Below are 15537 nucleotides of genomic sequence, written 5' to 3'. Positions count from 1 at the left end.
TTGTCTAAAATAAATAATTCCGCTTTAAGTTGTGACGTTTTTTAGTGGCCGTTTTTTACATCAAAAAAAGTTGAGGAGCGGGGTTTTTGAGGTTCAAAATTCGCTTTGAAATATTGTCTAAAATAAATAATTCGGCTTTAAATTGTGGCGTTTTTAGTAGTCGTTTTTTTGCATCAAAAAAAGTTGAGGAGCGGGGTTTTAGGGGTTCAAAATTCGCTTTGAAATATTGTCTAAAATAAATAATTCCGCTTTAAGCTATGGCGTTTTTTAGTGGCCGTTTTTTGCATCCAAAAAAGTTGAGGAGCAGGGTTTTTGGGATGTTAAATTACACCTCAAACTCATACGTCACTAAAATCAAATGCTAAATTTTTCATTATTACAACTGTTAAATATTGTAAAGTCGATATTAACTAATTAAAACAATAATTAGCTATCATTTTTAGCATGTAAAGCGTTTTATCTTTACGAAAATTAGCAATAAAAGTGAAAACAGATATTGCGTCGTTTTTTTCTGTTCACTATACTTTTTCATCATTACATTAAAGAATAAATTTTAATCAAATTCACAATAAAATTAAAATAAATCATAAATTTACTTGACAGGATTGTCGATTATGTATTATAATTTTCAACAGGCAACAGGCAACAGGCAACTTGGCCAACCTATACTTTAAATTCGTCTAAATTAAGCTCCCAACGTCCTTTTTTCACAAAAGTTTATTTTTTCACTCGATTAAGCACAATTCCACCAATTTTCGTGCGATCTTTTTTCCGATCCTTTCATCGATCCAAATTATCCCGGCAGATCTTTATAGGGGGAGCGGTGGCTCTTTTACTTCCTATTTCTTTTTCTAGCCATGCATTAACTTCTAAAACATCAAGTGTTATTCACGGTAATGCCCCGTATTTAACCTTTGACGGTGGTCTTACACGAACAATTAATACTGATGGTCTGCTTGGGATATCTTTATCTAATGGCGTTAGATATACGCCGTCAACCAACAATTCATCAACTACACCAATAGAATTACCAGTAACAGGTCAAAGTTTTGCTGATATTAGCATGTTAGTGCCAGTAGATACTGATTCCATAGCATTGAGTACTCTTGTCAGTTCACCTTACAATTATTGGGGAGATGATGATGGCGATGGTGACATTACCGCTACAGGTAATTTAAGTTTATCTATCGTCGACAAAAACAACAAAGTAGTATCACGTAATACCGTGCCAGAAATTTGTAATGCACCTTATCGACTTAATTTAGCCAATACTTATGTTGCCTTAATCACACGTTATGGCTTTCCTAATACTCGTAGTTTTGACGCCAGTAGTGTGATCTATTATATAAATCCTAAGGCATCGCCGATGGTTTGTTTTGCTAAGCCAATTTTGATGTATGGTACAGGCTATTATGCTGGTCCGACTTCGATTTGGGATCCTGATAATGGTTTTCTTCCTCAATCAACTATACCATCATCTTATAGTTTAAATTTTCCGACTACTGGTGCTCATGGTTTGTACTTTGATTTAGATATTGGTGGTATTAATCAGTCCTTGTCTTGGGAACCAGTTTCTCACGGAGGTATAACCGCTACAATGAGCGATTCTACAAGTAAAAGGGTTCGAGTTACATTAAGTGGACCTGTTGCTACCTCATCTCAGCATATGTCTAGCAATCCTGGTAATATACCTAGGCCATCTTTGCCCCAGACATTCGAGTTGGTCGGTCGAGACAGTCGAGGTAATGCTGTTGTTAAATATGGATTTACGTTAAAGCAGTGGTTTGTCAACCGCGGTGGAATAGAAGACTCTTATTCTAATACCTTATCTTGGTGTAATAATATAGGTTATCGAATGCCTCTCGTAATGGATTTAACTAATGCTTCTTGTCAAGGAAGTGGTTCTCACCCTTACTGTCAAGGTTCAGTTGGAGCTACGCCTTCATCACTTAATAATTTATACCAGCGTCGGATTGGTGCAGGTTTTTTTACGGAATGGGGGCGAATGCTGAGTTACTCAGGAATTGGGTTTGATCGTTATGGGTACTGGACTAGTGATTCAAATGGTAGCTATCAGTTTGCCGTGTTCGCGGCCTACGGTGATGTTGGTTGGGCTATCGACGATAACAGCGTGATTTGTGCCTATCCTTAGTCCTCTTGTCTAAGTAAGCACAGAAGTTAGGGATGGGTAAAATAGCGTATTCCTGCAAAATAGTTTAACTAATGATTGTGAAGGTTCAGTCGGTGCAACCCCTTCTTCAAACGGCAATTATTATCAGCGTAGAATCGGCACAGGATTCTTTACCGAGTGGGGATTGATGAAAAATTACTCACAAGCCAATTTTTCCTTTGACAGTTATTGGACGGTTGATACTAATCCTTCATATAATCAGCCGTTTGTTGTGTGCTCGTACTTCGGTGATGTACTATTCGTGGACCGATTACGCAACTACAACGGACTTTGTGTTTCTCCTTAACTTTTATTCGATAATTCATATGACTTGAGTAAATAAACTGGCAATAGCAATAAGTCCGTTAGATAGTTGACTTGAAGTGTTTAAAACACAGTTTTAACTGGGAATAATTTATTTTGTTGTGTTTTATCGAAAAAAGTTGAGGAGCGGGGTTTTTGAGGTTTTAAATTTCACTTAAAAATTATTAAATGATCCAAATCACTAAATTTCTAATTCAAAGCACTAAAATAAAATTTTTTGAGGATCAATTGCTCTGATTTTAAAGATTTGTAACTGCAATATATTTAATTAAAACAATAGCTAAATAATTATAACCCAGATCCTTTTTAGATCCTGTTTACAAAAGTTAACCCAATTGAGCGAAAAAAAGTGTTGCATCGTGTTTTTTCAATCACTATACTTTTTACACGGTTTTAGCTACGAGGCTAAAATTTGACGGAAAAGTATAAAATCGTAAATTAATCAAAAAATTACTTGACAGGATTGTCGCGGATGTTCTATAATTTTCAACAGGCAACAGGCAACAGGCAACTTGGCCAAACTATAATTTAAATTCGTCTAAGTTCATCTCCCAGCTTAAATTTTTCACTGGTGTTTATTTTTCTGCTCAATCAAGTGAAATTCTGCGAATTATCGCGCGATCCTTTTCTCGATCATTTTACAGATCCTTTTTCGGATCCTGTTTTCGATCCTTTCCCAAGTTATCCCGGCAGATTGTTTTTTTCGTGGCCTTTTTCCTTCCTTTTTCGGGTCACGCATTGAGATCACAGACAACTGCAAATCAGATACAGGGTAATGCGCCGTATTTGACTTTCGACAGCGGTCGTACACGTGCGGTTGATACTGACGGTCTGCTTAGGATTACGTTATCTGATGGTACGCAATATACGCCTTCAACCAATTCTTCATCTACAACCCCAATCGCCTTGCCGGTTGAGGGTCAGAGTTTTGCTGATATAAGTATGTTCGTTCCTACTGATACAAATTCAGTCGATTTAAGTACTCTTATCGGTCCTCCTAATAATTATTGGGGGGATGATGATGGTGATTCAGACGTTACTGCTACAGGTTCTTTAAGTTTATCTATAGTCGATAAAAACAATCAAGCTGTATCACGAAGTACCGTGCCAGAGATTTGTAAGGCACCTTATAAGGTTACCTTATCTAGTACTAACGGCACATTATCTACTCGTTACGGTTTTCCTAATCATAGTGATTTCAGTGCGACTAGTGTGACTTATTATGTTAATCCTAAGGCTGAGCCGGTGGTTTGTTTTGCCAGACCAATTCTGTATCACTTTTCTTCTATCCAAAATGGTCCGTCTTCGATTTGGGACCCTGCTAATGGTTTTATCCCTCAGTCAACTGACCCATCGAATTATGATTTAAACTTTCCAACTACTGGTGCTAACAATTTGTTCTTTGATTTAGATATAGGTGGTGGAGGTTCGTTGTCTTGGTCTCCGGTATCTAAGGGTGGTATTACTGCTACTATGACAAATTCACCAGTTACTACAGGGGTACGTGTTACTTTAACGGGTCCTTACACTACCTCATCCCAACAACTTTCAGACAATCCTGGTCGTATTTCCAGACCTACTTTGCCTCAGACCTTCGAGTTGGTCGGTCGTGACAGTCAAGGTAATCCAGTTGTTAAATATGGTTTTACTTTGAAGCAGTGGTTCGTTGAACGTGGTCGTGAGATAGGACGTTATCCTCGTACTTTATCTTGGTGTAATAGTCTTGGTTATCGAGTACCTAAGGTAAAGGATTTAACCAACGCATCTTGTCCTAACAACGATTCTGACTGTCTCGGTTCAGTCGGCGCCACCCCTTCCTCACCTGGCAATTATTACCAACGTAGAATTGGTTCTGGCTTTGTTACGGAGTGGGGCCCCGTGTTCGGTTATACAAACGATGGCTCCGAGACCTATTGGTACTGGACTAGTGATGAATCCAATAATGGTAACCAGTTTACCGTGAGCACTACCGGCGGTGCTGTTGTGAATTTGTTCTCCAGCTACTGCCGTACCTTTTGCTCCTATCCTTAGTTTTTATTTCTTCGTCCTTAATCCTTAAAGCTTGGGGGATTAAGGAGTAGTTAAATCATTAAGAAATATTTGACTTAAAGAGTCAAGGTCGTTTTCAGATAAAAAACGATTTAGTCGTTTAGCCCCTCCGGACATCATCCCTCAACCGGAGGGGGATTTTTTTGAGCAGTAGTGGTTTGAGCGTTTAACATTCCGCTTTGTAATGTTGCCTGTATAGATAATCTGGCTCTAAGCGATGATATTTTTTAATTATTTTTATATCAAAAAAGTTGAGGAGCGGGGTTTTTGGGCTCCTTAATTGCTTGCAATTAGAAACTTCTGTTTTACTTTCAATTAACTGAGTTTACTTTTCCGATAATTTACTATGATATTGCCGTCGATATTCAGTGGGTGTTCGTTCGGTTTTTTTTCTAAAAATTCGGCAAAAGTAGTTACTATCTTTAAAACCCGCTTCAAGCGAGATTTCTTTGACGTTTAAGTCGTAATCTTTAAGTAGTGATTTTGCGTACTCTATGCGGATATGGTTGAGATATTCATTTAAGCCAATTTTGCCTTCGTTTTTGAATAGATAGGATAAATAGTTGGGTGAGATATAAAACATTTTAGCTAGAAATTCACGGCTTATATCTTCCCGAAAATGTGTATCAATATATTGGCGTATTGCTTCGAATAAGCTGGTGGTTTTTGATGCGGTTTTTATGTCGGCATTGAGTAAATCTAGAGTGTTACTAAGCAGGCTTTGAATCAAGTAGTAGCCAGTTTGAGTTTGTGGTTGATTTTGCCAAGTCAATTCAGATAGCGCTTGAATAATAAAGGTGCCAACTCGTGGACCTCGCCTTGGTATGTTAGTTTGTGCTAGCGGAATTAATTGGTTTCCGTCCCAATAAACTATGCTGATGCCAATTTGCTGTTTACCAAATAAGATGTTTAACCAGGTGATTGGGGTTGTGCGGATAGGTTTGTTCCAACTGTTAGCGGTAATGTAGAGCAGATCATTAACTTCAAGTTGTTGTGTCATTATTTTGCCATTGCTGTCAGCCCATTGCATAAGCTGTTGACCTTCTATAATCACTTCGATCCTCGGAAAATCAACTTGATAAGCATGTAGCGGTGCCGTTTGTTGGTTATTGGCAAAATAGAGGTGGTTGATTTGTTGGTTAGTGAGCTGAGTTAATACGTTTTTTAGGTTTGTGGTCATATTGTTAGTAAACCAAGTAATGTGCAGTTGGTTTAATTATAGCTTGTAGAGTTAAAGTTGAAAAATTTATTTAATTTAATGTGTTATTAATTATTATTAAAAATGTGATCGAGATCGCATTTTGCTATTTATCGTACAAAAGTCCAGTAAATAGAAATTTTGTCTTCTAGGCTTGAGTTAAATTTTTTTTTACTATGCTACTCATCAATTAAGCATTTAATTAGGAGTGGGTATGGAATTATATTTAGATACAGCCGATGTTGCAGCAATTAAGCGTTTAGCTGCAATTTTGCCAATAAAGGGGGTTACCACTAATCCAAGTATTGTCGCTAAATCGGGTAAGCCAATTTTTGATTTGTTATCTGAATTACAAGATTTGCTGGGTTCTGATAAGTTGTTATTCGCGCAAGTGCTTTCTCATAATGCTAAAGAGATGATTAAGGAAGCTGAGCAACTTCGTAAAGTCATTCCATCGATTGTGACTAAAATCCCGGTTAATGCCGAGGGGTTGATGGCGATTAAGGAGTTGACCAAGCAGGGTATTCCAACTTTAGGTACGGCCGTTTATGGTGCGGGTCAGGGCTTTTTGGCTGCGCTTGCTGGTGCAAAATATATTGCTCCTTATGTCAATCGTATTGATGCCCAAGGTGGTAATAGTAAAGATACGGTTTATGAGCTACAAGCGCTGTTAGATTTGCATTGCCCTGAATCGATGGTGTTAGCAGCCAGTTTTAGAACGCCAAGACAAGCTTTAGATTGTATGCTTGCCGGTTGTCAGTCAATTACGTTGCCGGTGGATGTGGCGGAGCTGTTTATTTCAGATCCAGCCGTCGATGCTGCTGTGGTTAAATTCGATCAGGATTGGTGTGGGGCGTTTGGGGCCTTACGCTTTTAATACTTGCTATTGATTTAGATTCCACCCATTTAGGGTGGTTTTTTTTCTCTTTCCCGCGATAAAAAAATTCCCCTTTTTTATTTCAATTATGTTGTATGATAGTGATGCGATATTAGAGGAATAGAAGAGAACACCAAATGCACGAAAAATCAAAAAAATACATTATTAATGCTTTATTGACAGTGATTAAAGTTGAAAGGCCGTCAGAGAGTTATTTTCGGTTACATTTTAGTTGTGATAAGCCTTTAGAAGTTAATCCAAATTGGATTTGTCCTCATTTAAAGTTGTTATTTGCTGATCCGTTAACGGGTGAAATTGTTTTTCCGATTTTAGATGAAAATAATAAGATTTCGGTGAGTGAAAGAGTTCGTCAATTTGCTCGCAGTTATAGTATTCGGGCTTATGATGAGTCGTCCAATCAAATTGTGATTGATTTTGCGATTCATGCCAGCGGGTTAGCGACGGTTTGGGCTCAACAGGCAAAAGTGGGCGATCAAATCGGTATAGTTGGTACAGCAGGTAAGTTAGAATTTGATAATCAATATTTGATTTTGATGGGTGATGTGTCTTCTTTGCCAACCATCTGTTATACCCTTGAACATTTACCTGCAAATCATAAAGCAGTTGCTTTTATTGAGGTTAATCATAAGAGCGATATCGTTGAACTGCCATCTGATTTATCTGTTCAATGGTTGATTAAAGATGCCAATTATCCTAATCAATTAGTTGATGCGGTGATGAGTTGGGATTTGAGTCAGCAGGATAATCTATTGTTTTGGGGCGGGTTAGAGTGTTCGCTTGCTCGGCAATTACGTCAGGCCATTAAAGATAAATATGTCGATTTGCAACCTAGTTCGGTCCACATTACTAGTTATTGGCGAGAAGGTTTTGCTGAAGGGGAGTTTAAACATCGAGATTAGCCATGAATATTCTTGCACATTTACATTTGGCAACGTTGGCGAATAGTTCGTTGATTGGTAATACAGTTGCTGATTTTGTTAAAGGTGATGCTTATCGACAATATCCTAAAGAGATTGCCGATGGGATTATGTTGCATCGTAGGATTGATCGTTTGATTGATAGTTTTGCTGAAGTTAAGCAAGCTAAATTGCTTTTTCGACAATCACATCAACGTGTTGCACCGATCACCTTGGATATTATTTGGGACCATTTTTTGTCAAAATATTGGGCGGAATTTAACGCTAAGCAATCTCTTTCATCATTCAATATCTTCACTAAGCGACAGATTCAGCCTTATATCGCAAATTATCCAATTGATTATCAAGATTTTATGGGCGCAATGTGGCGTGGTGAATGGTTGGTAAATTATGCCTCGGTGGATTTTATTGGTAACGTTTTAAACGGTATGGCAAAACGTCGACCTAAGCTCTATTTATTAAGCGATACCTTTATTGATTTTGAACAAAACTATACGCCACTAAAAACATTGTTTTTCGAGCTTTATCCTAAAATATGTTCATTTATTAAGGTATCGAATATAGATGATTAAATGACTATCGAATCGTACTTTGATTTGTTCGATAGTCATTTGTGAATTTGATTTTATTGCGGAAATATAATTTTGCCATTATCGACAGTGATTAGATTGTTGGTATCTGGAGTTTGCGATATTGGGACTAGATTTTCAGCCGTTGCTTGCGGTGCTTGCCCAATAATTCCACCTCTAGCTTTGGTGCGTATAACTTGACTTTCTGGTAAATTAACTTGGTTGGTTAGATTTGCCCATAACCATTCGATAGCTTCTTCACCATAATAGTCAATCGGTAATAAGGTGTTGTCAAAAGGCGCTTTGCCATCAAGATAACTCGCATTTTCAACTTCAATATAACGAAGTTGCGACTCTTTTCCTTCAACTTTACTATTTAATGCAACATAAGGTCGAGATGTGTGGTCGATAAGTTGTTTAGGGTTGTTTTTACCATGAACAATAAAGGTTTTGATTTTATTTAAATTACCTGTTGCTTGGACTTCTTCTAACCCTTTAATTACACGAGGCTCTTTTATTTTTTCTCTTAAGCAAATGGCTCCTTTAGTGCCATAATCTATTTGATGTTCAATGGTAGAACTTGAAAACCATTCACGTCGAGGCGATGTGACATCTTTATTTTCAACTAGGTCAATTGCTGTGGCATCATGGTTGGCCCAGATTGGTAATTGGCCATTAGATAATCCCCAAATTTCGGCAAAATTGACTTGTTTTAGTGGTTTTACTTCACCAGAATTAAAATAGGGGTCCTGTTGAGTACTTGCCACTGAAAAGTCACACATGTTTTCAGTTACATCATATCGACCATAGGCACTAATATATTTATAAGGGTAGGCAATTGATTCATTAAGATAGAAATAAGGTAATTGGATGCTCATTTCAGGCTTCCAACCATAATCATACAGTTTGTTCAATGCCTCTTTCGGTGTGCCGGTTGGTAGTATGTTGGCTTGTTTTAATGCATCACAACGGTTTTGTGAAAAAAGGTATTTAGAGGCTTCAGGGACGTATTTGTCCTGCTTATTGGGTTCAATTGCCGGTATGGCACAAGGAATATAAAGTGCCCCATAGGTACTGTAATCCGGTAGTGAATGATAGGATTTGTTTTCAATAGCGCTATCTTGGCGTGGCTGAATTTGTGGATTAACAGCTACTACACCATTAATTTTTCCCATCGCATCTGATTCAGCCGTTTTGAGCGCAGCTGTCGCACCATCCTCTGCTCCATAGATTAATATAAGGGTATTTGATTCGGAGAAGCTCAATTTACCAGGCTCAGGGAATAGCTCATTTAATTCATACATAGCGAAAATAATTGAGAAGAAGTTATATTTTGACCAACTTGCTTCTTGATTTTGCTTTGAATGGAGCTGTTTTACTGCATAACGGTGCGGATTATTTTTGATAAACTCTTTTTGATTTTGGATAGTTGGCTTGAAGAGTATGTTGTCCTTAGCAACTTGACCATCAACAGTAAAGCCTTGTTCGTTGGTAATATCATAAATACCAGTACCTAAACCTTTGTCGTTATAAACTACTGCGCAGTTATGTTTAAGCCCCCACAATCCACGGATTTGTATATCTTTAGCGTTATATAGTCCATCAGAACCAGAAGCCGGTACGGCAACAATACAGGGTTTTTTCTTATTAAAATCAACAGGAACTTGTAATAACAAGCCAACATTTTCATCTTTTATGGTGGCTAAAATCTCTGTGCCGGCAATTTTTCCGTCAAATAAAGGCGACAAATCCTCACGTTTAAATCCAAATAGCGAGCCTTCTCCCGTTTTTGTATCAATAAATCGATTTAGTTTTGCACGGCGCAATTCTTGGGGAGTTGGGTTTGATGGATCGGCATAATAGACCTTTTGTATCATTTTCGATAATGCAGTAAACCCCATTCCAGCGGTAACAAGATCATCACTTTCGCCATCATAGTAGTTTGAACTATGAATAACTAGCCAATGCGGTTTATAATTAATTGGGTTTTGCTTTGGAATATCACCCAATTCAGCACCACTAGGATTTGAAAATATTGTTAAAAAGAGTAAGGTGGATAACGTGCTTATTTTTTTTAATTTTATTGGCATTACATTCGTTCCCTACATTTCAATTAACTGCTATATACTAATTAACTTCAGTCTATTATATTATTTTTTATTGGGTTGGTAAATTTGGGTTACTAATAGACCAAAATGCTGAAATAATTTTTTCTGATAATCGTCTTTTTTGTACACAGATGCCAACATCAAACGGTTCCATTAAATTGGTTGACCATTCGGTGATGCGCTCTCTTACTCTTTCTGGGCTATTTTCCATTACTACTTTAGGCAATAAAGCCACGCCACAACCCAAAGCAACCATGGAGACAATGGCTTCGTGCCCAGCTACCGTTGCATAAATTTTGGGGCTGGTAATTTTTTGTTGTTTAAACCATAAATCTATTCGATGCCGGCTTGGGCCGTGCTCAGGCAATATGAATGGGATATTATGCCAATCTGGGGCTTTTTGATGCAATTTGTCACTGAATGAACTATTCAGTTTAGGTATGAGTAATACCATTTCAATTTCGCCTAATTTAATAAATTCAACACCAGATGGTAGTTGTTTGGGTTTTCCTGCAATAGCTAAATCAGCTTGATGAGATTGAATTTTTTCAACAGCATCGGCTGCATCTCCCGTGGATAGTTTAATTTCTACTAATGGGTAGTGTAGGCGAAAGCGATCAAGTATTTCAGGTAGATGGCTGTAAGCCGCTGTGACCGAGCAAAATAAGGTTAATTCACCAACTAATCGTTGATCGGCTTGGTCTAGTTCTTGTTTTAATTGTTGGTGTAGATTAATGACTTGTTGGGCAAAGTGTTTTACTTTTTCACCTTCGTGGGTAATTTGAACTTGTCGGTTGTCGCGGATAAATAATCGATGACCAAATTGTTCTTCAAGGCGCTGGATCTGCCTTGAAAGGGTGGAAGGGCTTACATGCATAGCATCGGCACTTATTCCAAAATGACATGTATCACATAGATGTAAAAACAATTTTAAGTCACGAATATTCATATCTATTTAATTATTGAGAAATATTTAGCGTAGACACCGTTATAATTGATTAATTATATCATCTTCGATTTTATTTGCTCTATTATGCATAGATATCAGGCAAATAGCAAAATAGCGTTCATCAATGGCAATATAGATAGAGACCTGCTAGAATACCGCATCATTTTTTTGCTTAGCTAAATTAATTAATTTTATGACAGAACAAGCTTATTTAGACGAAGTGAATGCTCGTCGTACTTTTGCAATTATCTCTCACCCCGATGCTGGTAAAACAACCATTACCGAAAAAGTTTTGCTTTTTGGACAAGCCATTCAAACTGCGGGCACAGTAAAAGGGCGTGGTGCTAATGCGCAGCACGCTAAGTCAGACTGGATGGAGATGGAAAAACAGCGTGGTATTTCAATTACGACCTCCGTTATGCAATTTCCTTATAATGACTGTTTGGTGAACTTACTTGATACCCCCGGGCATGAGGATTTTTCGGAAGACACTTATCGAACCTTAACCGCAGTTGATAGTTGTTTGATGGTGATTGATGCAGCAAAAGGTGTCGAAGACAGAACGCGTAAATTAATGGAAGTTACACGTTTACGAAACACGCCTATTTTAACTTTTATGAATAAGCTCGACCGTGATATTCGTGATCCGATGGAGTTGTTAGATGAAGTTGAAAACGAGCTTAATATTATGTGCGCCCCAATTACTTGGCCAATTGGTTGTGGTAAGTTATTTAAAGGGGTCTATCATTTAGCTAAAAATGAAACTTATCTTTATCAAACCGGTAAAGGTCATACCATTCAAGAAGTTAGAATCATTAAAGGATTAGATAATCCTGAACTTGATAGCACCATTGGTGATGATTTGGCCCAACAACTTCGCGATGAATTAGAATTAGTGCAAGGTGCATCAAATGAGTTTGATTTAGATGCATTTTTGTCTGGTGATTTAACGCCTGTGTTTTTTGGTACTGCGTTAGGTAATTTTGGTGTAGATCATATGCTTGATGGTCTAACTGCTTGGGCGCCAGCACCACAGCCTCGGCAAACAGATAAACGCGAAGTTGAAGCCAGCGAAGAAAAATTTACCGGTTTTGTATTTAAGATCCAAGCAAATATGGATCCTAAACACCGAGACCGTGTTGCGTTTATGCGCATTGTTTCAGGTAAATATGAAAAAGGTATGAAGTTACGCCATGTTCGTATTGCTAAAGATGTTAATATTTCTGATGCATTAACCTTTATGGCAGGCGATCGTGATCATGTTGAGCAAGCTTATGCTGGTGATATTATTGGTTTGCATAATCATGGTACGATTCAAATTGGTGATACGTTTACCCAAGGTGAAGATCTTAAATTTACTGGTATTCCTAACTTTGCACCGGAATTATTCCGTCGAATTCGTTTAAAAGATCCACTTAAACAAAAACAATTGTTAAAAGGTTTAGTTCAGCTTTCAGAAGAAGGGGCTGTTCAAGTATTCCGCCCAATTGCCAATAATGATTTAATTGTTGGGGCAGTTGGGGTGTTACAGTTTGATGTGGTGGTTGCCCGTTTGAAATCTGAATATAACGTTGAAGCAATTTATGAGCCAGTAAACGTCACCACTGCGCGTTGGGTTGAGTGTAGCGATGCTAAGAAACTTGAGGACTTTAAACGCAAATGTGAACAGAATTTGGCTTTAGATGGTGGTGATAATCTTTCTTATATTGCACCAAGTATGGTTAATCTAAATTTAACCCAAGAACGTTATCCGGATGTTGAGTTCAGAAAAACTCGCGAACATTAATATGCTATCTAATCTATGCTATGTAATAAAAGAGACTCTGTCTCTTTTATTTACTTTCCAAACCATTCAAAGCAAATCGTTCAAATGATGACCATTGAGAAAAATAGGTTGATAGCTGGTTAATCGTGCTAAATAATTTTTTTTCTTCCCCCATAAAGCTAATAGATTGATTTAAGCTTGTGGTTTGTGATTCGTCACTTTGTGGATATTGATTGTCATTTTCTGATGTTTCATCTTCAATAATGCTGCTTTCAAGAGCAATAACAATTTTTTTATTGTTGAGCTCCCCCCAAGTTAGCCATTGAGAACTAATCGTATAAATTTGTGCTAACTTTGTGCGATAAGCCATAATAATTAATTTTGAGCTATATGGTAGTGTCTTTTCGACTATATTTTTTCCGTCTTCTATATCAAGTAACCAAAATGGTAAGACTATTTCAATTTTATCATGCCAAGTTTCACTTAATGTTTTTATTGCATTATTCCATCTTTGCCAAATGTGACTTTTATTTTGTGCATATTCAGTCAATAAGTAAGGTTCAATATCATATTGAATTCCAGCAAGACAAGGATTGTGTATTTGGCATAACTTTTTAATGACTTTATTGCGTTCAATGGCATTTTTCAGACCCGAATCAGTAATCATATCAGGTGATCCTTCAACTGCAATAATGCTCATTTTCTTTTTTGCCGCGATATCAAGTAGCTGAAATAACTTATCTTGATTTTGAATATGCCCATTTACAATATTCAATTGGAGATAAACTTGATTAATACCTTTCTGTTTTAGTTTAGTCAGAAATTGACTTGGTGAATGAATCCAATTTTCCGTATGCCAATTCCACATCGAAATATTGATATCGGATCTATATTGATTGGGCAAAGAGGTATAATTTGACTTCATCTTATCTGCATTTAATTGATTAATATTTGGATAGACATTGGCATTTTTAAGAACCGAATTAGTGTTTATGAAATCTTTTTTTTCAAGTAGCTTTAATAGTAAGGTAACACTTTTTTTGATTTCAGGAATACTTAAATAATACCAATGTCTTACATTGATGGAACTCATATTTAACGCTAAATTTTCAGCAAATGTTGTAGGACTAATAAAACTTATCACAAATAATAAATAGAAGATTTTAAGTTTATTTGTCAAATTTTACCCTCTCCATTTTTCCCCAAGATAGATTGCCTTTTATTAATCTAGCATAGCCTTTAAGTTTCCAATATAGGTATAACTGTCGATATCCAAAGTTATCTAGTAATGCAGTAATAAATAGTTTTAGTAGATATCTAGTTTTATCTAAACCTGATAATAGCACACCATCAATCGCTATAGCAAAAGCGCTTATAAGGCTATTGTAACCAAAAACAATTAAAAAATAAGATAACATTACGTTGCTATCTATCATGTCAAGAGACCAAATCAACGGTATTAAAAAGTACCCTAGCAGTTCAGCAATTGGACCTAAAATATCGGTTAATATTGAAAAAGGTAATAGCATAAGGCTTAACTTTTTATATTTTAGTTTAAAAGTTAACGATTTAAAATTTATAAAAGTTTGTAGTGCGCCAATATGCCATCGAATACGTTGGTTTTTTAATACCTTCCATTTTTCAGGCACTTGGGTCCAACATATGGCGGTTGGGACATAATCAATTTTGTAATCAACATTAGAGTCATAAATATATTTGTGCAATTTTAGAGTGATATCATAGTCTTCACCAACAGAACCGACACAAAAACCACCGACCTTTATTGCAAAATCTCGTCTAAATAAACCAAATGCACCTGAAATTATCGGTAAAGTATTAAAATGATTCCAAGCAATTTTTGCCAAGAGAAATACTCTCATATATTCAAGAATTTGAATTTGTACAATGAATCTTTTAGATAAATTGATTTTAGATATTATTCCATTTCTAATAGAACAACTATTAGCAACTCGCACAGCTCCACCTACTGCAACTGTTTTAGGGTCGTCAATTAGAGGGACTACCGCTTTGTTAATGGCGTCAGGTGCTAAAATTGAATCAGCGTCAATAAGACAGATAATTGGGGAATTACTTAAATTAATTGCTGCATTATGCGCATCTGCTTTGCCACCATTTTCTTTATCTATAACTCTAAGCCGGCTATCTTTTCTTGATACGTAAACATCTCTTATTTTAGCATGAGAGAGTTGATTACGTTCATTTAAGTGATGCGCAATAGGTTGTAAATCAAAGTAGTCTTTCACTTTTGAAAAAGTGTTGTCTGTTGAGCCATCATTTACAACTATCATTTCAACATTAGGGTAATGAGTCGCTAATGTTGATTCGATACTATCAATTATAGTTACACTTTCATTATAAGCTGGTAAAATGATTGTAATTGGATGTGAAATACCATCATTTTCGGTCTGGATCTTTCTCTCTTTGTTCGGATTTTTGAGTAACACATAAATTGTTACCAATAGCTGCACAAAATAGATGAATATTTGCACTAATCCAATTAGCATAATCGTTATAACTAAGAATTTAACACCAAACATCATTATGTTGTTTATATAATCGCTCATTATTT

At 36.7% G+C, this 15537-nt stretch carries 11 protein-coding genes; 6 read left to right on the top strand and 5 right to left on the bottom strand.

The window, feature by feature from the left end; all coding sequences use genetic code 11:
* Nucleotides 1-823 precede the first annotated feature (823 nt).
* Complete coding sequence (locus A9G07_RS06890) at nt 824-2152, top strand: hypothetical protein (RefSeq protein WP_065734580.1); 1329 nt, start codon at nt 824-826, stop codon at nt 2150-2152.
* Between the two features lie 1047 nt (nt 2153-3199).
* On the top strand, nt 3200-4525 hold the full coding sequence (locus A9G07_RS06885) for a hypothetical protein (RefSeq protein ID WP_141677487.1): 1326 nt from the start codon (nt 3200-3202) through the stop codon (nt 4523-4525).
* Between the two features lie 343 nt (nt 4526-4868).
* Here the strand turns inward: A9G07_RS06885 and A9G07_RS06880 are convergent, their stop codons facing one another.
* On the bottom strand, nt 4869-5723 hold the full coding sequence (locus A9G07_RS06880) for an AraC family transcriptional regulator (RefSeq protein WP_065734578.1): 855 nt from the start codon (nt 5721-5723) through the stop codon (nt 4869-4871).
* Between the two features lie 232 nt (nt 5724-5955).
* Here A9G07_RS06880 and fsa point away from each other — a divergent pair, with 232 nt between their 5' ends.
* The 3 genes from fsa (at nt 5956) to A9G07_RS06865 (ending at nt 8128) form a co-directional block, all read left to right on the top strand.
* On the top strand, nt 5956-6618 hold the full coding sequence (gene fsa / locus A9G07_RS06875; protein WP_065734577.1) for a fructose-6-phosphate aldolase: 663 nt from the start codon (nt 5956-5958) through the stop codon (nt 6616-6618).
* 137 nt (nt 6619-6755) lie between these two features.
* Complete coding sequence (locus A9G07_RS06870; protein ID WP_065734576.1) at nt 6756-7538, top strand: siderophore-interacting protein; 783 nt, start codon at nt 6756-6758, stop codon at nt 7536-7538.
* 2 nt (nt 7539-7540) lie between these two features.
* Entirely contained in the window at nt 7541-8128 is a 588-nt protein-coding gene (locus A9G07_RS06865) for an acyl carrier protein phosphodiesterase (RefSeq protein ID WP_065734575.1), read from the top strand.
* 53 nt (nt 8129-8181) lie between these two features.
* Here A9G07_RS06865 and A9G07_RS06860 read toward each other — a convergent pair whose 3' ends face one another.
* On the bottom strand, nt 8182-10215 hold the full coding sequence (locus A9G07_RS06860) for a 3-hydroxybutyrate oligomer hydrolase family protein (RefSeq protein ID WP_065734574.1): 2034 nt from the start codon (nt 10213-10215) through the stop codon (nt 8182-8184).
* Between the two features lie 67 nt (nt 10216-10282).
* On the bottom strand, nt 10283-11182 hold the full coding sequence (gene ilvY, locus A9G07_RS06855; protein WP_065734573.1) for an HTH-type transcriptional activator IlvY: 900 nt from the start codon (nt 11180-11182) through the stop codon (nt 10283-10285).
* Between the two features lie 193 nt (nt 11183-11375).
* Between ilvY and prfC the strand changes: the two genes are divergently transcribed.
* On the top strand, nt 11376-12968 hold the full coding sequence (gene prfC, locus A9G07_RS06850; RefSeq protein ID WP_065561949.1) for a peptide chain release factor 3: 1593 nt from the start codon (nt 11376-11378) through the stop codon (nt 12966-12968).
* Between the two features lie 46 nt (nt 12969-13014).
* On the opposite strand, the gene A9G07_RS06845 is transcribed toward prfC, so the two are convergent.
* Both A9G07_RS06845 and A9G07_RS06840 read right to left on the bottom strand, forming a co-directional pair.
* Nucleotides 13015-14127 (bottom strand): hypothetical protein, encoded by a 1113-nt coding sequence (locus tag A9G07_RS06845; RefSeq protein WP_065734572.1) that lies wholly within the window; start codon nt 14125-14127, stop codon nt 13015-13017.
* Nucleotides 14117-15532 (bottom strand): glycosyltransferase family 2 protein, encoded by a 1416-nt coding sequence (locus A9G07_RS06840; RefSeq protein ID WP_081303371.1) that lies wholly within the window; start codon nt 15530-15532, stop codon nt 14117-14119. The genes A9G07_RS06845 and A9G07_RS06840 overlap by 11 nt, the downstream gene beginning before the upstream one ends.
* Nucleotides 15533-15537 lie beyond the last annotated feature (5 nt).

The sequence above is a fragment of the Gilliamella sp. wkB72 genome, from assembly GCF_001693745.1.
Lineage (GTDB): Bacteria > Pseudomonadota > Gammaproteobacteria > Enterobacterales > Orbaceae > Gilliamella > Gilliamella apicola_E.
This window is presented reverse-complemented; position numbering and strand designations above follow the sequence as displayed.